Origin of the sequence: Cognatiyoonia sp. IB215446 (genome assembly GCF_033963825.1) — a bacterium.
In the GTDB taxonomy this organism is placed as follows: domain Bacteria; phylum Pseudomonadota; class Alphaproteobacteria; order Rhodobacterales; family Rhodobacteraceae; genus Yoonia.
In genome coordinates, this window is record NZ_JAXBMD010000002.1 from 637,809 (window position 1) to 657,912 (window position 20,104).

Sequence of the window (20,104 nt, forward strand, 5' to 3'; positions counted from 1 at the left end):
TTCAGGCGTCCTGTCCGGTGATCGTGCCGGTCACGACATGTTCCAGTTCCAGTTCAGGAACGGTCAGTACTACCTTGGCTTCAAATGATTTTCCTGCCGCACCGTTCTTGCGCATCGCCTCTTCAATGGCTTGCTGTGATGTCACGCCAACCTGCTTGAGGAACTTGCGCATGGACATGTTGAAATCATCGCTCATCCTAGTGATCCTTTCTGTCGGAAAAGTAGTCATCCGTGGTGCGCACGCGAGGGCGCTCACCGCCCGCAAAGGGGTTGTTCTCGGAATGATACTGCGCCTGAATGCGGCAATTGTCGCACATCTGGATCATGCGTGCAGCCTCTGGGTTGGCGAACATCGCATGGCTTCCTGCCAGCTTTTCGCTGATCTTCTCAATTGTGGATTTCACACCGAAAAGGGCACCGCATTCGACGCAGGCAAAGGGCTCTTCCTCGTTGAGGACAATTTGTGTCAGTGCGGCATCCGTCAGGTTCAGCCGCGGCTCTAACGTGATCGCGCTTTCCGGGCAGACATTGCTGCACAGCCCGCACTGCAGACAGGCGTCTTCCTGAAAGCGTAGTTGCGGCAGGTCCTCATTATCCGCCAGCGCGCCGGACGGGCAAAGTGACACACAGGCCAGGCACAATGTGCAGGCTTCCGTATCCACAACGACGGCTCCATAAGGGGCCGTTTTAGGCAACGGGATCAGATCATCCGACCGCAAGGTTTTGGCTGCCGTGCGCGCCACTTGTCGCCGGGTTCCAATCGGTAGAATGGGCGTCGCGATATCGGCGGCTTCCGACGCGCCATAAAGCGTCTCGGTCAGTACATCGGGGTCGGCTGGGTCGAGCAATGCCACGTCACGCCCGGCAATGACGCTGGCAAGTTCCGCCTCGCGCGTCAGCGTATCGCGATCAGAGGTCGGCGCGAGGATCAGACTGACTGCACCGAAACCGGCCCCGAATGCGGCCAGCATCTCCGCATGGCCGAAGCTGGCGAGCGCTTCGACTGACAACGGGATGACATCGGCTGGCAGGCCACGCCCGTAACGCGCGGCAAGGCGGATCATCTCGGCCCCGTGGCTTGCATCATGGACCAGGAGCCTTGGACTTTGCCCGCCCGCCTTGCGATAAGTGCTTGCAAGTGTTTGCAGGCGGCGGAACGCATCGTCTGTCGGTGGAGCATCATAGCTGATCGCACCGGACGGGCAGAGTGATGCGCATGCCCCGCACCCCGCGCAGATCATCGGATCAACGCTGACGTAGTCGCCAGCAGACGTGATGGCGCCGGTGGGGCAGGCATTCAGACAATTCGAACAGGCGGGTTTTCCCGCGCGGGAATGTGCGCAAAGCGCAGGTTCCATCCGCACGTAAAGCGGTTTCTCAAAGGTGCCGACCATCTGGGCCGCGTCAAAGATGGCGCGCGCAACGGAAGGCGGATGTTTCGGATCGGCGCGCAGATACCCATCGCGCTTTTCGGGCGCGGGGAAGAGGGGTGGCTGCCCTGACAGGTCGAGCAGGATGTCGCAGGTTGAGCGTGCGCCATCTTGTGGCGTTGTGAACTGCACCGGACCGCGGCCGCCGGGCACGATTTCCTGTAAGGCATCAAAACGCAGGTTGAACTGCCCCAGACTGCCTGTCGCGCCGCGTAATTGGCCCCTGATGATGTCGAAATCCTGCGGTGGTTCAGGCGGCTCGTCACCCGTGATCAGCACGGTGACGCTGAGTGTTTCAGAGAGTTGGGTGGCAGCCTCTAAACACACGTCGTCCTGCCCAAAAATCAGGCACGTTCCCTGCGAGATCACATCACGCACTTTGGGCGCGGGGCTAGGTAAAAGCGCCTCTACTGCAAGTGCAGCCATCTTGGGGCTTTTTGACGCAGGGTCATCTGACCAGCCAGCACGGTCGCGCAGATCGACAAAATCGGGCATATCCGCCTGAATTTGCTGCGCAAGTTCTTCAAAGATGTGTCGCTGTTGCTTGCATGCGATCACGACCGTTCCATCCTGCAAATAGCTTTCGGCCTTGTCGATTTCGCGCGTGCACAATGCGGTATGGACGGTGCTGCACCCCAAACCGGTTGCTGTTTCAAGTGCGGCTGGATCAAGTGCCTGGGTGCCGGAACAATCGCATAAAATCAGTTGCTTGCGTGAATCACGCTGGCTGCTCATTGATTGTCCTCCCCGGTTTTGCGTCACCGCAACGCGGACAGACTATCGACAGATCAAATCGCGGGCAAACGGGAAAAATGCACCCTGGACATGCTGCGTTGCAGAAACAATCGTTCCAAAAAAGTGCTTTTTTTGATCACTTTTTTGGTCCAGCATGTCGACAGCCGTATACATCACACTAGGGAGGGGCGGTGGTCCGCAATCCGCACCAATACCAATCGATGTCGCTGGGAATTGTTCTGCGTCGGTCACCGGGCGTGACGGCATGGGCTAAATGGTCCTGGCGCGTGGCAGATGTTTTGCCTGGTGCGGGTCCTGCTTCTTGGAACACAATCCGCGAAACTGGTGATGTCCGGGATTACCACGTGGCTACTGTACCGTTGGAATTGCACGGCGCGGAGTGTGAGGCCTATCGCACCGGTTTGGCAGATGCTGTGCCCTCCGTATATGTCGTTTTGCGCAGTACTGATGATACTGAACGCTCCTTTGACGTATTGCTGGCGACCGCATCCCCATACGAGGGGCAGGACTACTCCGACAATGGTGAGGATTTGGTCGAGAAAGTGCCAATGCCCGACGGATTGATCGCCTGGGTGAATGATTTCACTGAGCGCTTTTACGAGGAAGAGACCTTTGTCAAACGGCGTCGCGACAAGAAACGTGTCGATATCGTTGAAGATGGCATTGGCGACGCCCGTATATCCCAGATCAGCGATGTGTACCGCGCGCCCAGACGCAAGGAGCCCACAGCGTGACGGAGACGGGGATGGATTTCTGGTCGCGCCGTAAGGCGAAAGTTGCCGAAGAGGCTCTTGCCGAGGTAGAGCAACCGGCAGAACCAACTGCTGAGCTAAGCGATGAAGAGGTGCTGGCCGCGCTTGATCTGCCTGATCCTGACACTCTTGAGCTTGGTGATGATATCAGGGGTTTTATGGCCAAGGCGGTGCCGGATCATCTGCGCCGCAAGGCATTGCGGCGGCTATGGCGCCTCAATCCGATACTCGCCAATGTGGACGGGCTTGTCGATTACGGTGAGGATTTCACCGACAGTGCGACGGTGATCGAAGGCATGCAAACTGCCTATCAGGTCGGTAAGGGTATGTTTGCTCATGTGCAGGAAATGGCGCGCCAGGCAGAGGCCTTGGTGGAAGAGGTTGTCGAAGCCGAAGAGGACGCGCCAGAGGTTGAGGATACGACGAAGGTCGTAGTTGCTGCTGCAGAGGAACCGTCGGAAATTGAGGAAGAGGCCCAGCCAGAACCGCGCCGTCGGATGCGGTTCAGCTATGGAAGCGAGACGATGCCAGCATGAGTGTTGCCGAAGACATGAACACCATCGCGCAAGAGGATCGGCTGCGCGCCGATCTTTACAATTTCTTGGGCTTTCTGCTGTCCGGGCCACCCGATGAGTTGGTGCTTTCGCAAACGGCGGGGCTGAGCGGGGATGACACGAGGCTCGGTCAGGCCATCACGCAACTGGCGAATGTGGCCAAGGTCAGCAAGCCAAAGACGGTGACACGCGAATTCAACGCGCTGTTCATCGGGCTCGGTCGCGGTGAACTTTTGCCTTTCGCGAGCTACTATCTGACGGGGTTCCTCAATGAAAAGCCGTTGGCGGTTCTGCGCGGTGACATGGTCGCCAACGGCATTGCCCGTGCCGCGAATGTCTATGAGCCCGAAGACAACATCGCCTCATTGATGGAGATGATGGGGGGGCTGATCGTCGGGCGGTTTGCGGGTGGACCTGCGGACCTCGCGACGCAAAAGGCCTTTTTCAGCAAGCATATCGGCCCTTGGGCGGGGCATTTCTTCAGCGATCTGGAGGCGGCCAAGAACTCGGTTCTTTACGCTTCAGTCGGCGCTGTGGGCCGCGAGTTTATGGATATCGAACGCGAAGCGTTTCGGATGATTGCGGAGTGATCCGCACAAAACAGGCGGTCGCGTCCGCCAAAACGAAAGGGGAGACGTCCCATGAAACAAGGCAAGGATGACGGCACCAACCGCCGTGATTTTCTGAAATTAGGGGTTGCCGCCCCGGCCGCGGCAGCTGTCGCAGCATCTGGTACAGCAGCATCGGCCCAGCCAGTCGATCTGCAATCTGACAAGATGCAGGATACCGCGCATACCCGCGCCTATCTGGCCAGCGCCCGTTTCTGACGCGACGCACCCAATTAACCCAGCCAGCAGGGCGGAAGCCTCGCAAATGCCAGGGAGAAAGACATGCTCAAGAGAAAGACGACAGGTGCTGCGCGCCGTGCCAGCATCGAAACCCAACAATCAGGTGGCACGATTGACCGGCGCACATTCCTGCGCGGCTCTGGCCTGACAATCGGCGGGCTGACCGCCATCGCCGCGACCGGCGGCACCGTCACAGCCGCAAATGCCCAAGGGGCGATTGCCAATGCTGTGCAGAACATCAAATCCGTCTGCACCCACTGCTCGGTTGGTTGTACCGTTGTGGCGGAGGTCGACAATGGCGTCTGGACCGGGCAAGAGCCTGGCTGGGACAGCCCGTTCAACCTGGGTGCCCATTGCGCCAAAGGCGCTGCCGTGCGCGAGCATGCTCATGGTGAGCGGCGCCTGAAATACCCGATGAAGAAAGAAAACGGTGAGTGGGTCCGCATCAGCTGGGAACAGGCGATTGATGAAATCGGCGACGGCATGATGAATATCCGCGAGGAAAGCGGACCTGACAGCGTCTACTGGCTCGGCTCGGCCAAGCACAACAACGAACAGGCCTATCTCTTCCGGAAATTCGCCGCCTATTGGGGCACCAATAACGTGGACCACCAGGCGCGGATTTGTCACTCCACCACTGTTGCGGGTGTTGCAAACACCTGGGGCTATGGTGCGATGACCAACAGCTACAACGATATGCACAACAGCCGCGCGATCTTTATCATCGGCGGTAACCCGGCAGAGGCGCATCCTGTGTCCCTACTGCATATCCTGAAAGCCAAGGAACAGAACAACGCGCCCGTGATCGTGTGCGACCCACGCTTTACCCGCACGGCGGCCCATGCTGACGAGTATGTGCGCTTCCGTCCTGGTACTGATGTGGCGCTCGTCTGGGGCATCCTCTGGCACATCTTTGAAAACGGCTGGGAGGATGAGGAATTCATCCGCACCCGTGTCTGGGGCATGGACCAGATCCGTGATGAGGTCGCGCGCTGGACACCGGAAGAGGTGGAGCGTGTGACCGGCACACCCGGATCGCAACTGCGCCGCGTGGCCTTTACGCTGGCCAATAACCGCCCCGGCACCGTCGTCTGGTGTATGGGTGGTACGCAGCACACGAACGGTAACAACAACACCCGCGCTTATTGTGTGTTGCAGTTGGCGCTGGGCAATATGGGCACGTCCGGTGGCGGCACGAACATCTTCCGCGGCCATGACAACGTGCAGGGTGCAACCGACCTTGGCGTGCTGTCTCACACCTTGCCAGGCTACTACGGCCTGTCCGCAGGCGCCTGGGCCCATTGGGGCCGGGTCTGGGGCGAAGACCCTGAATGGCTCGCTGCACGGTTCCAAGGGATCAAGGATGCCGATGGCAACGATGCCTCGCTCATGAACAAGACGGGCATTCCGGTGTCGCGCTGGATCGACGGGGTACTTGAGGACCCCGAAAACACCGATCAGCCGAACGCGGTGCGGGCGATGGTGCTTTGGGGCCATGCCCCGAACTCCCAGACCCGGATGAAGGAAATGAAAACGGCGATGGAAAAGCTGGATATGCTGGTCGTGATCGACCCGTATCCAACAGTTTCCGCTGTGCTGCATGACCGGACCGATGGCGTCTACCTCTTGCCCGCGTCCACGCAGTTCGAAACCTACGGCTCGGTCACCGCATCGAACCGGTCGATCCAGTGGCGCGATCAGGTGGTTGAGCCGCTGTTCGAAAGCCTGCCGGATCATGTCATCATTGCGAAATTTGCCAACAAGTTTGGTTTTGCCGACCGGTTCTTCCGCAATATCGAGATGGATGATGCCGAGACGCCAAACATCGAAAGCGTGACGCGCGAGTTCAACAGCGGCATGTGGACGGTCGGCTATACCGGGCAAAGCCCGGAGCGGCTGAAACTGCATATGGCCAACCAGCACACGTTTGACAAAACGACGCTGCAGGCCGTGGGCGGCCCTGCAGATGGTGACTATTACGGTATGCCATGGCCTTGCTGGGGTACGCCGGAAATGCGTCACCCCGGTACGCCGAACCTTTATGACATGTCGAAACCTGTCAGCCAGGGTGGCCTGACATTCCGTGCCCGGTTCGGGGTGGAACGTGACGGTGATAACCTGCTGGCCGAAGGAGTCTATTCCGCAGGGTCCGAAATTCAGGATGGCTATCCCGAATTCACCATGCAGATGCTGATGGATCTGGGCTGGGACAGCGACCTGACTGCCGACGAACGCGCAGCGATTGATGCGGTGGCCGGTCCGGGCACCAACTGGAAAACCGACCTTTCGGGCGGCATCCAGCGGGTGGCGATCAAGCATGAATGCGCGCCATTTGGCAACGCAAAGGCACGGGCCGTGGTCTGGACTTTCCCTGACCCAGTACCGATCCACCGCGAGCCGCTTTACACCAACCGGCGCGATCTGGTGGCTGATTATCCGACTTACGAGGACCGGAAATTCTACCGTCTGCCGACCATGTATGCGTCCATCCAGGCCAAGGATTTCTCAACCGAGTATCCGATCATCCTGACCTCTGGTCGTCTGGTCGAATATGAGGGCGGCGGGGATGAAACCCGGTCGAATCCATGGCTCGCTGAATTGCAGCAGGACATGTTCGTGGAAATGAATGTGCGGGACGCCAACAATCTGGGCGTGCGCGACGGTGCGCAGGTCTGGGTCGAGGGGCCAGAGGGTGGCAAGGTCAAAGTGATGGCCATGGTGACCGACCGGGTGGGTGAAGGCGTGGCCTTCATGCCGTTCCACTTTGGCGGGCATTTCGAAGGGGTGGATCAGCGGTCCAAATACCCCGACGGGGCCGACCCCTATGTGCTGGGCGAAAGTACCAACACCGCACAGACCTACGGCTATGATTCAGTGACCCAGATGCAAGAGACGAAAGCCACGCTCTGCAAAATCTCGGTAGCGTAAGGAGGAGATGAAAAATGGGTGCAAGAGCTAAATTTCTTGTCGACGCCGAACGCTGCATTGAATGCAATGCCTGTGTCACGGCCTGCAAAAACGAACACGAAGTGCCTTGGGGCATCAACCGCCGCAAGGTGGTGACGATCAATGACGGTAAGCCCGGTGAGCGCTCGATCTCGGTCGCCTGCATGCATTGTTCGGACGCGCCATGTATGGCCGTCTGTCCGGTCGATTGCTTCTATCAGAACGAAGAAGGGATAGTGCTGCATTCGAAGGACCTGTGCATCGGCTGCGGCTATTGCTTCTATGCGTGCCCCTTCGGTGCGCCGCAGTTCCCGCAGGCGGGCAACTTCGGCTCACGCGGCAAGATGGACAAATGTACCTTCTGCGCCGGTGGCCCGGAAGAGAACCATTCGACCGCCGAATTCGCCAAATATGGGCGCAACCGGATCGCCGAGGGCAAGCTGCCCATCTGCGCCGAGATGTGTGCGACCAAGGCGCTGCTCGCCGGTGATGGTGACGAAGTGTCCAGCATCTACCGCGAACGTGTCGTCGCCCGTGGCTTCGGCTCTGGCGCATGGGGCTGGGGTACGGCTTACGATCAAAAGGGCGGTTAAGCCCGGCGATGGGGCGGCTCTCCTGCCGTCCCTCAAGACGCATTTCTGATCACCAAGGGGCATGTCCATGATCCGGGCCTTCTTCGCGACGATGTTGTTCAGCCTATTCGCCATCAGTGCTGTGGCGCAGGAAGCACCTGCGCCTGATCGTACGGCGACGGGTGGGGCGCAGACGCTGGAAGATATCATGGCGCGGCAGCAGCAGCTTCAGATCGATGATAGTTTCCGCAGTGAGGCGCTGGGCAATCCGGACGCCGCTGCGCCGCTGACGGATGATCTGGGCGCGCGCGGCGGGCTCTCTGATAGCGAGCTGTGGCGTGGCCTGCGCTTTGATGCGGCGGATGTGACCACACAAGCCCGCGGTGATGCGCCTGCGGTGCTGATCCAGGACAGCGGCATGTGGTGGTACGAATTCCGGCAGGGGCCGCTGATGACCTTCGGGGCCTATATCCTGCTGGGCACGCTGGGTCTGCTAGTCCTGTTCTTCGTGCTGCGCGGACGTATCCGCATTGATGGCGAAAAGACCGGGCGCACGATCACGCGGTTCAAGGCCATCGAACGCTTTGGTCATTGGCTGATGGCAGGCTCGTTTATCCTGCTTGGCATCACCGGTCTGATCACACTTTTCGGGCGCAAGGTGATCATCCCGACCTTTGGGCACGAGAGTTTTGCGACCATCGCGCTGGCCTCGAAATGGATTCACAACAACGTCTCATGGGCCTTCATGCTGGGCCTGATCATGATCTTTTTCATGTGGGTGCTGGAGAACATCCCGAACCGCACCGACCTGCGCTGGATCGCTGTGGGTGGGGGCCTTTTCAAGAAAGGCGTGCATCCGCCAGCCAAGAAATTCAATGCAGGTCAAAAGGTTATCTTTTGGTCTTGCATCATTCTGGGTGGTTCGATTTCGGCCTCTGGTCTGTCGCTGCTCTTCCCGTTTGAGCTGCCGATGTTTGCCAAGACCTTCGCCGCGCTTAACGCCACCGGCATCCCGCAGTTCATTGGCTTCGGCGTTTTGCCGACCGAGCTGACGCCCCATGCCGAGATGCAATATGCCCAGCTATGGCACGCTTTGGTCTCTTTTGTTCTGATGGCCATCATCATCGCCCATATCTATATCGGTTCGGTCGGGATGGAGGGGGCTTATGACGCGATGGGCACCGGCGAGGTCGAGGAACAGTGGGCCCGCGAACACCACAGCCTGTGGGTGGAAGAGGTGAAGGCCAAAGAGGCGCAGGCCCCCACCGGCGCGACCCCGGCAGAGTAGGAGCACGCAATGAAAGTCATGCTGACCGCCTTTGCCGTCACGGCCGTGATTTCGGTGGGCGCCTATTACGGCCTAAACGCGGCGGGGTTCGACGCAGCAGACAGTGCCGCCAGCGATTATGTTCGATTGGACGATTGAAGGGACGTTCCCAAAGCTCCATCCACCAAACATCAATGTCTGAGTGCCAGGTATCAGCTAGGTTCAAAACCAGGTAAGTTGGTGTTGCAACAGCCGATGTATTCAAAGCAAGAGCCATCGCACTCCATCACTATCAAATAGCAAATGTAGTAGAATCCGACGCAGTCGTCCGGTTTCTCTTGGTTGTTCCTGTGCAAGGGCCAGGGCAGCGGTAGCGTTGGCCACGACAGCAACCCTTCGATTTCGGCATGTCGTTCTCTGTGTCTGCCCAGAACTCCATCAGTTTCGGCATCTCGCGCACGGTCGCAACGAACTCCTTTACGGTTTACAGGACTTGGCCCGACATGGATCGCATGTCGATATGGGGAAAATCGGGCAGATCACCCGGCGGCATAAGGCCTTGTATCTCTTACTGAAAACAACGCAAGAAGTCCGTTAAATACGACAAGTGTCGCTACAGGACTAAGGTTCTGCTCGGTAGGCTTAAAGATTGGCGACGGGTCGCAGCCCGATATAGCAGATGCCCATCCGTCTTCCTCTCAACAATCGCTCCAACCGAAATCGTCGTTTTATGGCTATGTATCCTCACACTAGGAAAAGGTCGCGGTGGCCCCACTTCAGTCTGAACTTGCCCCGTTTGTCGAGCTTTTGATGGTCATAAGGTGCCTATCTCAATTCTGACTTTCCGCGTCAAAAGTTGCGCTGATCGCTTCGTTCAAATCTAGTGCTGGCAGCACCTTTGCATGTTCTCCATCTCCCAATTGAACCAGTGTTGTAGATCCTCGCTGAACGGGATTCGTTGGTTTTTCGCACCATTCGGACATTTCGATGCTGACTACATTCTCAACACTAAACCCGATTTGACGCCCGGTAGGTCCTGTGAGCAACACCTTTCCTTTCGACTCAGGGCTGGATTTGCCGCCGCGGCAAGTAGCCAGATCAAAAAGTGCAATACTTTCGTCAAATCGTGAGAAGTATCCTCGAAATCCGGGTATTGAAACAGTCGTGCAGGCTAGGCGTGCTGGTGGTTCAACGATACGGTTCACCTGTGACAGAGGGATTGCAAACCGGACGTCGGCGTCCACTACAAGATAACGTTGCCTTTTTCGGCTCACGTTGCGCTCTTTTGTAGTTTCGGGTTTTGATTGCACCTTTACGTCTTCTTCTGTTTTGGAGAGTTCTGCTATTTTAAGGAGATCTTCAGCCCGATGCAGCCCATCGAGATCTAGAACATAGGTTTGCAATTGATCCTCGCCGATCATAACTTTGTCAATGAAGTTTCGCCCGGATTGCCACAGAGGTATCGTTGTTTCCTTAACACCAAAGAAAGTTCCGATTTGATGGATTGCGTCCACTGCGAACCCCAAAACCAAATCGCCCGGGAAGCGCAAGGCTACAATTTCTGGGCGTGATGGTCTTTCTCCATTACCCAAACCTAGAATGCTTGACGCACAAACTACTGGAATGCGGCGACCATGATAGGCGATCTCACCTAATACCGGCCCAATAGCAATAGCCGTCCTATCAATTTTTTGACGTGGGATCGCTGCATAGACTTCTATGGCGGGCACGGAAAAGCGAACCGTTCCTGCTTCAAAGGTAAGCATTGGAACCTGTGATCGCAGGACGCCGGTTTTCAACTTATCTGAACGTCTTGCTGTAAAAATGTTGGGTGTCTCGAATGTCGCTGGCACATTCAATACTGATGCAAAGGAGCCATCATAGGAAAAGAGTTTGGAGAATAGCGAAGACCGGCTGCTGGCGGTTTCTGTGATTTCATGAATGTCATCTGACGCAACGCTAGCGATGCCGATAATACGGTCGGCGAAGACTGCGATCTGATGAGCTTGGTGCTCCAAAACGACACCTAGCTTTGTTGTGGAAACGGGTTCAGGCAAACCTGCCAATGACTGTATGTCAAGGACGGGGACAATTTTTCCGCGTAGAGCTATGCCTCCGCGCAGCAAAGCACCATTTTGTGCCAGTGGCTCCTGCTTTTGGATATGTAAAACTTCTGAAAGATTTTGGATCGGGACCGCGATCAATGCCGCTCCAATCTGAATGACGCCGAATTGCGTGCATGAAGTCTTTACCATGTTGACCAAGAACCAGTGCCTAGTCTGTTGTTATGCTTTGCAGACCTTTAGCGACTTCGACCGCCGCTTGCATCTGCTCGGTTTGGTGCTGGCTATCGGACAGAATTGTCGCGATGAGTTCAGCGCTGTTTGTCAGCATTTGCCTCTGTCCATTAAGATCTCCCAAAATCGTATGTGCATTGTCAGTACCGGCTTTGATATGGCTGACGGCCTGTTCTACATGTCGGCTAATACCACGGGCAGCTTCTCCGTTCCGCTCTGCCAGTTTACGAACCTCATCAGCAACGATTGAGAATCCCACTCCGTGTTCACCCGCCCGCGCTGCCTCAATTGCGGCATTGAAGGCCAAGAGATTTGTTTGTACGGCGATTTCTCCGACGACTTCTACGATCTCTGCCAATTCAGAGACTTCAGATGAAACACATGCCAGCTTATCTAGAGTCGTTTCGATATTCGATTCATTTTGCTCGTTAACTTCTCGCGATGATACAGTTACGTTTGAGAGTTTTTCGGCTTGCTGCTTGATTTTATGATTAGCGCTACAGCCATCAGCAATCATCGACATAATTTTACCGCCCCCGTCATTTACAATTTTTTCCAAGTTAATGAGAGGCGAGATTTCGATTGCGCATTTGATAACTTTTGTCACTTCGCCATCGATGTCACGAACGGGATGATAGTTTGCAAGTAAGTGGACGTCTCGGTTAAAGCGTGCCACGCGACGTACACGGCCGGTGTGGCCATCGCCTTTGCTTAGATTGAACCAAAGCGTTCTGTATTCATCGGTCTGAACATAGTCTGGTGAACAGAACATCGAATGATGCTGTCCAACAATTTCGCGCAAGGAATACCCAAATGTCTTTAGGAATATGTCGTTGGCTCTTAGAACATTTCCAGCAGTATCATACTCAACTACTGATTGAAGTGCATTCAGAGCGTCAAGCTTATAATTTGTTGCAAGCCGCGCCAATTTGTCATCTGTGATATTGCTGCCAAAAAATATGATGCTAGACACCTTATGTTTTGGATCAAGAATCGGGCTATAGGCACCGTGTAGCCAAACATCCTTACCGTTGTTGTCACGATGTCTGAAATCGCCAGTCTGACTGTCACCACTCGTCACGCGCTCCCACATTTTGCGGTGCCCTTCACTTTCCTTGGTGTCTCTCGCATAAAGTGTGTTGAGTTTTTGCCCCTTTGCTTCGTGTTCAGTAAATCCGAATGCCGCCGCAAATTTGTCGTTGAGATCAATGACGGTTCCGTCAGGGGCGTATTCTACCATCATCTGCGTTAAGTTAATCGCACGCATCCTTTCATCAAGCTTCATTTCGCGAAGCGTGCTGGCTGTGACGTCCACAAAGAACATTGCCATTTTCCAGAAGCTTCCATTGGGCGTGAATAGTGGAACATAATTGGATTTGACGTAGACCGTTTCACCTTCGCTGGTCTGCATTTCATCGGTTTTCTTGATCGCTTTGCCTTCATGCAAACGATCCCAGAAGCCGCGGTATTTGTGCTCAGCTGCCATTGCGCCAGAGAAGAAGTCAATCAGACGCTTATTATCAAGCTCATCAGCTTCAAGCTTGAAAAGCTTACGGAAGGTCTTGTTACCGCGCAAAAGCGCGCCCGAACCATCAAATTCGGCGCGCCCGATCATTTCCTCCGATGCAGCAAGCATAGTACTGCAATCGATGTAGTCTTCATATTCATCCGTTATGTCTTCGGCGACCTTAATCACTTTTACTAGCTGACCGGACCTGTCCACGATCGGTATCAGTGTTGCAGACATCCAGATCAGGGCGCGATCCTTAGAGACTTGTCGGATACGCAGGTGCTGTGTTTTGCCTTCTGCTAGTTCCTCCCAAGCTTTTGCATAGACGGTGCCTCGCGCAAAACCCTTGTCGCAGAAGTCATGGTCATGTCTACCGATCGCCTCTTCTTTATTGTAGCCAAGAGTGTTGGCCATGAGGTCGTTCATCGTTGAGACATGCCCGTCCTTGTCAAACTCGCACATCGGCAGATTGCGCCAAAGTCCGTCGCTTTGTTCAATCGCTTTTTCAGATGCGTAGGTGCTTTCGGACACGTCAACCAAGCACTGCATGATCTGAGTTGGCTGCCCGCCATCTAACTCGATCGGCGAGTAGATGCTGTGGAACCAGACCTCGGTACCAACTGCGGTGATGTGTTTGTAGCGCCCCTCAATTGTCCTTCCCTGACGGAGCTTTTCCCAAAAGTCGAAGTATTCCTCAGACTCGCAAATGGATTTAGGCCAGATCTTGTCATGATTAGATCCCACCAATTCTTCGCCATAGTCCTCCATGGCAGTCATAGCGCGCTCGTTTAGAGCAAGGATGTTGCCATCAAGGTCAAATTGAATTGTCCCTACCGCTGCGTTCATACATGAAAACAGTGGATTGGAGACACCCGTCTCAACGTTCTGCTGGTCAGGCGTTCCAGCGCCGACCTTCATCAGAACGTGTGTCTTATCAGTGGTTTTGCCACATAATGCGACATGTACATCCCCAACGGCCGAGAGACCCAATGCGCCTTCGATTGCGCCTAACCATTGGCAATCAGCCGTTTCAATAACAGTGTCCCAGTGTTTCTGGGCCAATTCAGCCCCGACCATCTCAGAAAACGTGGGTTGAACCGCGTTGCTAAGATCAAGGCCAAGCTGAGTTTGTGCCGCGTCGTTTGCGGCAACCAAGGTACCGGTTTTGCGGTCAAACAGAATAACGATTTCCGTGGCCAGCATCTTGGCTGCAACATCGCCAATCATTTCGGTTAGAAGGTCAGCCGGAGTTCCGGAGTCAATACTAAGCGGTTGTTCAGTCATGGCGATCCCTTGTTTTAGGAGCGCTTTTACGCCCGTTTGTTTAAGGATTTCTTGCCAATCACGTGCCGGTCGCGATCATTTCTTCACAGGCCGCATTAGTCATTCTTTAACCGTGTAAGGTCTAACTTGTCTTTCGAAATAGTTGACGGGGGAGTTATGGGCCGTGCTGAAAGCGCACCAAAAGCGCATATAGTTCTGGATCGTACGATATCGTTGCCTGACGCTAAGCTGGTGATAGATGGTGCCACAAAAATTGCTTTGCATCCTGAAGCGCTTGCCCGCTGCGCCGCTTCGCATGCGCGGCTTCAGCAGGTCATAGCCGAAGATCGGCACGTATATGGATTGACAACTGGTTTCGGACCGCTCGCAAATCGTTTGGTCGATAAGATTGATGGCGCAGCGCTGCAGCAAAACCTAGTGTATCATTTGGCCAGCGGGGTCGGGCCGGAATTTGACTGGTTAAGCGGTAGGGCGGTCGTGTTTGCACGGCTGATGTCGATCCTGCAAGGCGCTTCTGGGGCGTCGGAGGCTGTGATCAGCGGCCTCGTGACTCTTATGAACTCCGAATTCTCGCCTTGCTTGCCAAGCCAAGGGACGGTTGGAGCATCGGGCGATCTGACTCCCTTAGCGCACATGGTGCTTTGTTTCCAAGGACGTGGTGCGTTTCGCAACCGCGCTGGTGATCGGTTGAACGGCTTGACCGGGCTCACGAGGATCGGTGTCCGACCTTTTGATCTCGCGCGCCGTGACGGGCTGGCACTGGTTAACGGGACCTCTGCAATGACAGGGCTTGCGGTGCTCAACGCCGATCTGACAACGCGCTCGATAGGTTGGTCAATTGCCTTAACGGCTGCTTTGGCAGAAACACAAATGGCGCGGGTGGAGGCTTGGCATCCAGCATTTTCGGAATTGCGCCCGCATGAGCGACAAGCGGACGCGGCGAGTGAACTCCTGAAACGCCTGGTAGACAGTCACAGGATCGTGCGTACGCATCTGGCTGATCGCCAGCTGACAATGCACGCCAACGTCTTGGAGGCGCGCGCGGGGCAGGATGCCTACACGCTCCGCTGCGCTCCTCAGGTGATTGGCGCTGTTTGGGATATGCTTGACTGGCATGACCGCGTTGTCGAGACCGAGTTGTCCTCTGTGACGGACAACCCGATTTTTCCGCCCCAAGAAGGTGACCATGTCTTGGTCCTTCATGGCGGGAACTTCATGGGTCAGCATGTGGGGTTGGCTTCAGATGCGTTGGCTAATGCAGTTTGTGTACTTGCAGGCCTTGCAGAGCGTCAGCTCGCTCGGCTCACTGACGAAACGCTCAACAACGGTCTACCTGCATTCCTGCATGAAGGCGCGCCCGGTTTGAATTCGGGTCTCATGGGCGCGCAGGTGACAGCTACAGCGCTATTGGCTGAGATGCGGACGGTGGGAGCGGCCGGTATTCAATCCATCTCTACCAACGGGGCTAATCAGGATGTGGTCTCCATGGGAACAATCAGCGCTCGCGCTGTTAGGGATAAATTGCAGAAGCTGATGCGAATCCAAGCAATTCTTGGACTCGCAGTTGCCCAGGCAATTGATTTGCGTAGCTCCGAGAATCCCAAATTGGCTTTTTCAGTTCATGCAATTGCGCTACGTGATTTTATGCGACAGCGAAGCCCGCGTTTGACGAAAGACAGGCCACTTGGGGGGGAAATCGAAGCTATCGCAGATGTGATGGCCACCAACGCCCCACCCAATGTGTGATCCAAGAATTACGCAGTAGCAGGGTCTACCGTCAGGCCGACGGCTTCTGCATATTTTAGCCATGTTTCAACTGAAGAAACGACGGCGCGCACTTCAATTGCAATGAGTTCGATCCCAACAAGTGAGATTCGGACGAAGGCATCAATTACAATTCCTTTATCCAAGATGCGGTCGACAACTTCAGCGATTGAGGCCGACGCAATGTTTTTTTCGATTGCCATTCTTTTCTCCATCATTTGACAACGATTTCAGCCCCATGGGTTAGAAGCCTTAGCAATAGTTACCTGGAAGACCATAATAATGTATTGATCTTGCCAGAAAGATATGGACAACTCTACGAATTTTTCTGACGTGCAACGTGCAAATTCGCTCCATCTTTCTGCGATTTTTTCATGATTTGTTGTGCGATGAACTCTCCAAAGCTGAAGAGCAGAGTGTCGAACGAGACTTCCGTATTTGCAAATGGGCTAATCAGGGCAGGAACGTCTAGTTGGTCCGGCGTGGTGTCGGGCTCTTCTTGAGAGGCCAGAGGCTTCTTTGTCGACGGGTCGATTTGATCGGCGACCTTCTCTAAACGGGCAAGAATCGTACTCATGGCCGTCGCAAAACGCGCAAGGCTGGCGCGCTGCAAACTCATGTCGGGAACTGGTGGTGGGCGATCTAACAGTGTCGATATGTTGCTTTGCAACGTGCCAACAGCATCGCGAAGCGAAGCAATTGCGTGACCGTCATCGTGTTTCGTATCTTCGGCAAAATGATTGTGGACCAAACTTTCGATGCGCCGCATTGATTCATTGAGATCTTGCCCTGTATCATTGGATCCGATTTGTTTTGTCACCACTTCGAGCCTTTTGATGGCAGTACCAATCGCTACCGCAAATTGCGCAAGACTCTTGCGCTGCTCAGTCAGATCGTTGACTGGGGCAGGCCGATCCTTAAGTGATTTCAGTGCCGCTACGATTGTATTTTGATGTTCCGGAAGTTTTTCAATGTAAGTAGCAATGTCGGCCAACTGGCTAGGCATCGCATTCATGGATTCAAACTGAGCAGTGAGCGTTTGCATAGAGCTGTCGAGCTTTGCGACCGCAGTCTCGCTTTGTTCCTCGGCATGTCCAATTGTCTCGATTCGTGCAATTTCGGCCTCCAGCCTGGTCATGACTTGACCCATAGCTGTTTGGAAGCGCGCCATCATCTGCCTCTGCTCCGTCAAGTTTAGCGTCGGGTCGGGCCGTTTTGCGAGAGCTGCGATTTGCTCGGCCAGGTGATCTAGCCGGTCGGCCACGGGATCATATTGGTGAGCGCTCGCGGCAACTACGTTTTCACCCAGGCCAATGATTTCTCTAGAGAGACCAGCTAGCTTTTCGTTAAGCTCATCAGCTTGTGGTAGGCTTGCCAGCATGTCAGCCAAAATCGCTTGCGTTTGTGGTTGTGTCGAGCAAGTTTCGTTTTCGGGAAGAAGATCACAAAGCGCTGTAGTCAGGTCGACTTGCATTTGCGCAAGCATTTCAGAGAGCCGCGCTATGTAGGCTTCTTCTTTGTCAGACCGCTGATCATCGCTCAAAGACCGAGAGCTTATCTCCTCGATCTTTGCACGCATGACCGCCAAATCGGCTGCATCATCGCGCGATCGCTGATCTTGCAGTGCCGCAATCGCAGTGCGCAGTTCTGTTACGCTTTGATCATCCTTCAGATGCTCGCGTATCAGCGACAATTGTTCTGTGGTTTCCGGTAAACATGCAACGATTGTTTCTTGGTGTGCGGTTATCCTCGTTTCGAACTCCGTTAGACGATCAAGAATGGATGCGCTGGTTTCGGCCTGCCGGGTTATTGCCGCCTGCAGCGCAGCAATCCGATTGGTTTGGTTCGAGGTCGGAGTCTCTGCATATTGTTGTGTTAGCGCTGTGGTCGTAGCGTTAGTCTTTTCAGGAATTGCATGCTGTGAGGGGTCCTCGTAAGTTGCAAGTGGTTGCGCAAATTGTGCAATTTCTGGCGGTAGTTCGCCTTGGCAACCGAAGACCAACGAGCCATCTTCGAAAACTGCGGCAAAGCTCACCTGTGGAAAGTCTTGTACCTTTGACAGAGCAAACAACGGGTCGACAGAATCCGCGTTTTTAACAATATGTGTCACAAGCTTCGCCTGCGCGAGCCGTTGGATATGCAGCTGAACCGATTTGCCCATCACGTGTTGCACTGCTTTACCGTCATCATCGGGGACCGGTCGTCCGAAGCACTTATCCATCTCTTACTTTAGTTAGCGCACAGTCATTGACAGGACGTTACCGGTGCATCAAATCGTTTTTCCGAGTGGGCCGAGATCGAGCGATAGATCTTCTGGCGTGAGATTAAACTGCCCTGCCACGTTGTGAATTGCTTCCTCAGCCCGCATCAGCGTTGTGCCTAATTGTTCTTGTTGTTGCTCGGTAAGACTGTCATTTTCAATCTGGCGAATAGCTTGCAACTCCATCAATTGGCGTAAGAAGGCGATAAGCCCGAGAACGAGCCGCGCCAGATCCTGTTCAACCGTTTCTGGATCAATTTCTAATCGTCCGGTTTTGCCTGTCAGGCCCGACAAAGCTTCCCGTACACCTTCTGTCGTGATTTCAAGATGTTGTGTCATGCAACTTGCCTTGACGTCTGTCTTATCATTGCAAAACCGTAAGGAGGCCACGGACCTGTAACCGTCAGTTTTGCCGCATCAAATTCAGGAAGGTGATCCAAGCCTCTCATAAGCGCCTCTGTCACTTCATGGGTTTTGTCGCGGGGTATCAGCATATCGCATTGCATGCGACACTCGGATTGGCGAATAGGCGCAACTTCTAATGCAAGATGCCGCGCAAGTTGGGATAACTGCAAGACAAGCTGCTCTTTTATCGAAAGATGAAGTCGTCGCGCTGCGAGCCACGCGCGGCCACTCGTTTGATCGACCTTTGGCTGTTTTGGCATTTGAACGAGAAGTTTTAATTGTGCTTTGCCCCGTAATTCCATCACAGTGTCCCTTAAATCGGCTTCGGCCAAAAGCATCTGTGCCGCAGCTGGCGATAGGTTTTGGGATGGTGCGATTGGTAAAAGATCAATTCCCGCCTCAAAACAGCATACTTGCGCCCGCAGCTTGCTGCGTGCATCGACCTTGAACCGTTCTTTCATCGCCAATGTGCGGATTGTGCCGCGACCGTGATATGTCACATCATCCGGCAAGACTTTCTCCGCTGCTGTCCACCCTAAGGCGATCATTGCGCAGCACCATTGGGTCGTACGCGATCTGGTGCAGCAAGCAGAACGTCGAGGCCCAAGAACACAAGTTCGACATCCGCCACAGTCAACCAGAGTTCGCCCCTAACAACAACGCCGTGGCCGAGGAGTCCGTCAACCACATCGACCAGACGGCTATCGTTTGAGGCCAATGTCTCTGTGGCGCTGGCTAACTGCATCTCAACCGGCACTGCGACTCTCCATGACGCTTACATCCGAAGGATCAAAAGAGTACGGCGGCCAAGGGCCCGTGACCTTGAACTCCAATGATAAATCACAGGCTGATTGATGCGAAACGGTTGCCAATTCCCGTAATTTGGAGACAGCGTCATTCCCGATCAATATGGTTTGATCGAGAAGTCTTCCTGGTTTTGCGGTAGCGGGGCACTCTTTCAAGGACAGCTTCTGCAGCTGGGCCATCAGGTCACGTGTGAAAACGATTTGCCTTACCTTGAGGTCCCGTCGTTCGTCACGTTTGACCTTACGCGCTCTTAGGAATTCGCGGCCCGTGAGCGGAACATGGTTACTGCTGACGAACTGCTCTTTGGGAACGACCTGCACCGCGTATTCTCCCATCTTGGAAATTGCATCCAGAGCGCGAAGATGTTCGGGCTGGCGTTGTGCGAGCGCTGCGCTTAGCGCATGTTCGCTCGAGAAAACGGAGCCAATCGCCATAGGCAAGACCGGACCCTGCGCGCAATAGGCGAGCAGGATATTGTGGTGCAGTTTCGCATAACTCTCTAAGTCATCAGGATTGTCAAAGTCGAAGTCTGCGCACAGACCACTAACCAATGCCCCCAGACTGTCGCAACGAAAAAGCCGATGCGCAGGTGCATCAGCATTGCGCGCTGACGTGCTTGGTACCAACCCGTGCAACTGAAGTAAGGTCATTC

Annotated in this window: 19 protein-coding genes and 1 pseudogene; 10 read left to right on the forward strand and 10 right to left on the reverse strand. The window is 54.8% G+C overall.

The annotated features are described in order from the left end of the window. Position 1: 1 nt before the first annotated feature. Positions 2 to 196 carry a DUF6494 family protein gene (locus tag SLH49_RS10665; protein ID WP_320269134.1) on the reverse strand — a complete coding sequence of 65 codons (195 nt, stop codon included), beginning with the start codon at positions 194 to 196 and terminating at the stop codon, positions 2 to 4. A 1-nt stretch (position 197) separates the two neighbouring features. After that, a complete protein-coding gene (locus tag SLH49_RS10670) occupies positions 198 to 2,165 on the reverse strand; it encodes a 4Fe-4S binding protein (protein WP_320269135.1) in 1,968 nt (655 codons plus the stop codon). A gap of 191 nt (positions 2,166 to 2,356) precedes the next feature. On the opposite strand from SLH49_RS10670, the gene SLH49_RS10675 reads away from it, so the two are divergent. The 9 genes and pseudogenes from SLH49_RS10675 to SLH49_RS10715 form a co-directional block, all read left to right on the forward strand. Next, positions 2,357 to 2,920, forward strand: a complete 564-nt coding sequence (locus SLH49_RS10675) for a DUF3305 domain-containing protein (protein ID WP_320269136.1) — start codon at positions 2,357 to 2,359, stop codon at positions 2,918 to 2,920. Further along, positions 2,917 to 3,474, forward strand: coding sequence for a DUF3306 domain-containing protein (locus SLH49_RS10680; RefSeq protein ID WP_320269137.1), 558 nt, complete (start codon positions 2,917 to 2,919; stop codon positions 3,472 to 3,474). The genes SLH49_RS10675 and SLH49_RS10680 overlap by 4 nt, the downstream gene beginning before the upstream one ends. Then, entirely contained in the window at positions 3,471 to 4,082 is a 612-nt protein-coding gene (locus SLH49_RS10685) for a molecular chaperone TorD family protein (RefSeq protein ID WP_320269138.1), read from the forward strand. Before SLH49_RS10680 ends, SLH49_RS10685 begins: the two co-directional genes overlap by 4 nt. Before the next feature lie 51 nt (positions 4,083 to 4,133). Beyond that, positions 4,134 to 4,319, forward strand: coding sequence for a twin-arginine translocation signal domain-containing protein (locus tag SLH49_RS10690; RefSeq protein WP_320269139.1), 186 nt, complete (start codon positions 4,134 to 4,136; stop codon positions 4,317 to 4,319). 63 nt (positions 4,320 to 4,382) lie between these two features. Continuing rightward, the gene (locus SLH49_RS10695; RefSeq protein WP_320269140.1) at positions 4,383 to 7,268 is read left to right on the forward strand and encodes a formate dehydrogenase subunit alpha; all 2,886 of its coding nucleotides are present in this window, start codon (positions 4,383 to 4,385) and stop codon (positions 7,266 to 7,268) included. 14 nt (positions 7,269 to 7,282) lie between these two features. Beyond that, complete coding sequence (gene fdh3B / locus SLH49_RS10700) at positions 7,283 to 7,879, forward strand: formate dehydrogenase FDH3 subunit beta (protein ID WP_320239047.1); 597 nt, start codon at positions 7,283 to 7,285, stop codon at positions 7,877 to 7,879. 67 nt (positions 7,880 to 7,946) lie between these two features. Continuing rightward, positions 7,947 to 9,146, forward strand: coding sequence for a formate dehydrogenase subunit gamma (locus SLH49_RS10705; RefSeq protein ID WP_320269141.1), 1,200 nt, complete (start codon positions 7,947 to 7,949; stop codon positions 9,144 to 9,146). Between the two features lie 9 nt (positions 9,147 to 9,155). Beyond that, complete coding sequence (locus tag SLH49_RS10710; protein ID WP_320269142.1) at positions 9,156 to 9,284, forward strand: hypothetical protein; 129 nt, start codon at positions 9,156 to 9,158, stop codon at positions 9,282 to 9,284. A gap of 416 nt (positions 9,285 to 9,700) precedes the next feature. Then, a pseudogene (locus tag SLH49_RS10715) lies at positions 9,701 to 9,910 on the forward strand (hypothetical protein); the annotation flags it as partial. Positions 9,911 to 9,955: 45 nt separating this feature from the next. On the opposite strand, the gene SLH49_RS10720 reads toward SLH49_RS10715, so the two are convergent. Then, positions 9,956 to 11,380: a chemotaxis protein CheW gene (locus SLH49_RS10720; protein ID WP_320269792.1), complete on the reverse strand. Its 1,425-nt coding sequence runs from the start codon at positions 11,378 to 11,380 to the stop codon at positions 9,956 to 9,958. A gap of 19 nt (positions 11,381 to 11,399) precedes the next feature. Continuing rightward, positions 11,400 to 14,216 carry a PAS domain-containing methyl-accepting chemotaxis protein gene (locus tag SLH49_RS10725; RefSeq protein ID WP_320269143.1) on the reverse strand — a complete coding sequence of 939 codons (2,817 nt, stop codon included), beginning with the start codon at positions 14,214 to 14,216 and terminating at the stop codon, positions 11,400 to 11,402. Between the two features lie 156 nt (positions 14,217 to 14,372). Here SLH49_RS10725 and SLH49_RS10730 point away from each other — a divergent pair, with 156 nt between their 5' ends. Beyond that, a complete protein-coding gene (locus tag SLH49_RS10730; protein ID WP_320269144.1) occupies positions 14,373 to 15,962 on the forward strand; it encodes an aromatic amino acid ammonia-lyase in 1,590 nt (529 codons plus the stop codon). A gap of 8 nt (positions 15,963 to 15,970) precedes the next feature. Here the strand turns inward: SLH49_RS10730 and gvpA are convergent, their stop codons facing one another. The 6 genes from gvpA to SLH49_RS10760 form a co-directional block, all read right to left on the reverse strand. After that, complete coding sequence (gene gvpA / locus SLH49_RS10735; RefSeq protein WP_100366348.1) at positions 15,971 to 16,183, reverse strand: gas vesicle structural protein GvpA; 213 nt, start codon at positions 16,181 to 16,183, stop codon at positions 15,971 to 15,973. Positions 16,184 to 16,296: 113 nt separating this feature from the next. Next, entirely contained in the window at positions 16,297 to 18,144 is a 1,848-nt protein-coding gene (locus SLH49_RS10740) for a hypothetical protein (protein ID WP_320269145.1), read from the reverse strand. Positions 18,145 to 18,249: 105 nt separating this feature from the next. Further along, complete coding sequence (locus tag SLH49_RS10745; RefSeq protein WP_320269146.1) at positions 18,250 to 18,579, reverse strand: gas vesicle protein K; 330 nt, start codon at positions 18,577 to 18,579, stop codon at positions 18,250 to 18,252. Further along, positions 18,576 to 19,193: a GvpL/GvpF family gas vesicle protein gene (locus SLH49_RS10750; RefSeq protein WP_320269147.1), complete on the reverse strand. Its 618-nt coding sequence runs from the start codon at positions 19,191 to 19,193 to the stop codon at positions 18,576 to 18,578. The genes SLH49_RS10745 and SLH49_RS10750 overlap by 4 nt, the downstream gene beginning before the upstream one ends. Further along, the gene (locus tag SLH49_RS10755) at positions 19,190 to 19,402 is read right to left on the reverse strand and encodes a gas vesicle protein (protein WP_320269148.1); all 213 of its coding nucleotides are present in this window, start codon (positions 19,400 to 19,402) and stop codon (positions 19,190 to 19,192) included. Before SLH49_RS10755 ends, SLH49_RS10750 begins: the two co-directional genes overlap by 4 nt. Further along, positions 19,392 to 20,102 (reverse strand): GvpL/GvpF family gas vesicle protein, encoded by a 711-nt coding sequence (locus SLH49_RS10760; RefSeq protein ID WP_320269149.1) that lies wholly within the window; start codon positions 20,100 to 20,102, stop codon positions 19,392 to 19,394. Before SLH49_RS10760 ends, SLH49_RS10755 begins: the two co-directional genes overlap by 11 nt. Between the last annotated feature and the right edge of the window lie 2 nt (positions 20,103 to 20,104).

What these genes read in the sequence shown, in the direction of transcription:
- fdh3B (WP_320239047.1), top strand. Translation starts at nt 7,283, where the DNA reads ATGGGTGCAAGAGCTAAATTTCTTGTCGACGCCGAACGCTGCATTGAA.
- SLH49_RS10730 (WP_320269144.1), top strand. Translation starts at nt 14,373, where the DNA reads ATGGGCCGTGCTGAAAGCGCACCAAAAGCGCATATAGTTCTGGATCGT.
- gvpA (WP_100366348.1), bottom strand. Translation starts at nt 16,183, where the DNA reads ATGGCAATCGAAAAAAACATTGCGTCGGCCTCAATCGCTGAAGTTGTC.
- SLH49_RS10760 (WP_320269149.1), bottom strand. Translation starts at nt 20,102, where the DNA reads ATGACCTTACTTCAGTTGCACGGGTTGGTACCAAGCACGTCAGCGCGC.
- SLH49_RS10705 (WP_320269141.1), top strand. Translation starts at nt 7,947, where the DNA reads ATGATCCGGGCCTTCTTCGCGACGATGTTGTTCAGCCTATTCGCCATC.
- SLH49_RS10725 (WP_320269143.1), bottom strand. Translation starts at nt 14,216, where the DNA reads ATGACTGAACAACCGCTTAGTATTGACTCCGGAACTCCGGCTGACCTT.
- SLH49_RS10665 (WP_320269134.1), bottom strand. Translation starts at nt 196, where the DNA reads ATGAGCGATGATTTCAACATGTCCATGCGCAAGTTCCTCAAGCAGGTT.
- SLH49_RS10720 (WP_320269792.1), bottom strand. Translation starts at nt 11,380, where the DNA reads ATGGTAAAGACTTCATGCACGCAATTCGGCGTCATTCAGATTGGAGCG.
- SLH49_RS10685 (WP_320269138.1), top strand. Translation starts at nt 3,471, where the DNA reads ATGAGTGTTGCCGAAGACATGAACACCATCGCGCAAGAGGATCGGCTG.
- SLH49_RS10670 (WP_320269135.1), bottom strand. Translation starts at nt 2,165, where the DNA reads ATGAGCAGCCAGCGTGATTCACGCAAGCAACTGATTTTATGCGATTGT.
- SLH49_RS10745 (WP_320269146.1), bottom strand. Translation starts at nt 18,579, where the DNA reads ATGACACAACATCTTGAAATCACGACAGAAGGTGTACGGGAAGCTTTG.
- SLH49_RS10750 (WP_320269147.1), bottom strand. Translation starts at nt 19,193, where the DNA reads ATGATCGCCTTAGGGTGGACAGCAGCGGAGAAAGTCTTGCCGGATGAT.
- SLH49_RS10695 (WP_320269140.1), top strand. Translation starts at nt 4,383, where the DNA reads ATGCTCAAGAGAAAGACGACAGGTGCTGCGCGCCGTGCCAGCATCGAA.
- SLH49_RS10710 (WP_320269142.1), top strand. Translation starts at nt 9,156, where the DNA reads ATGAAAGTCATGCTGACCGCCTTTGCCGTCACGGCCGTGATTTCGGTG.
- SLH49_RS10690 (WP_320269139.1), top strand. Translation starts at nt 4,134, where the DNA reads ATGAAACAAGGCAAGGATGACGGCACCAACCGCCGTGATTTTCTGAAA.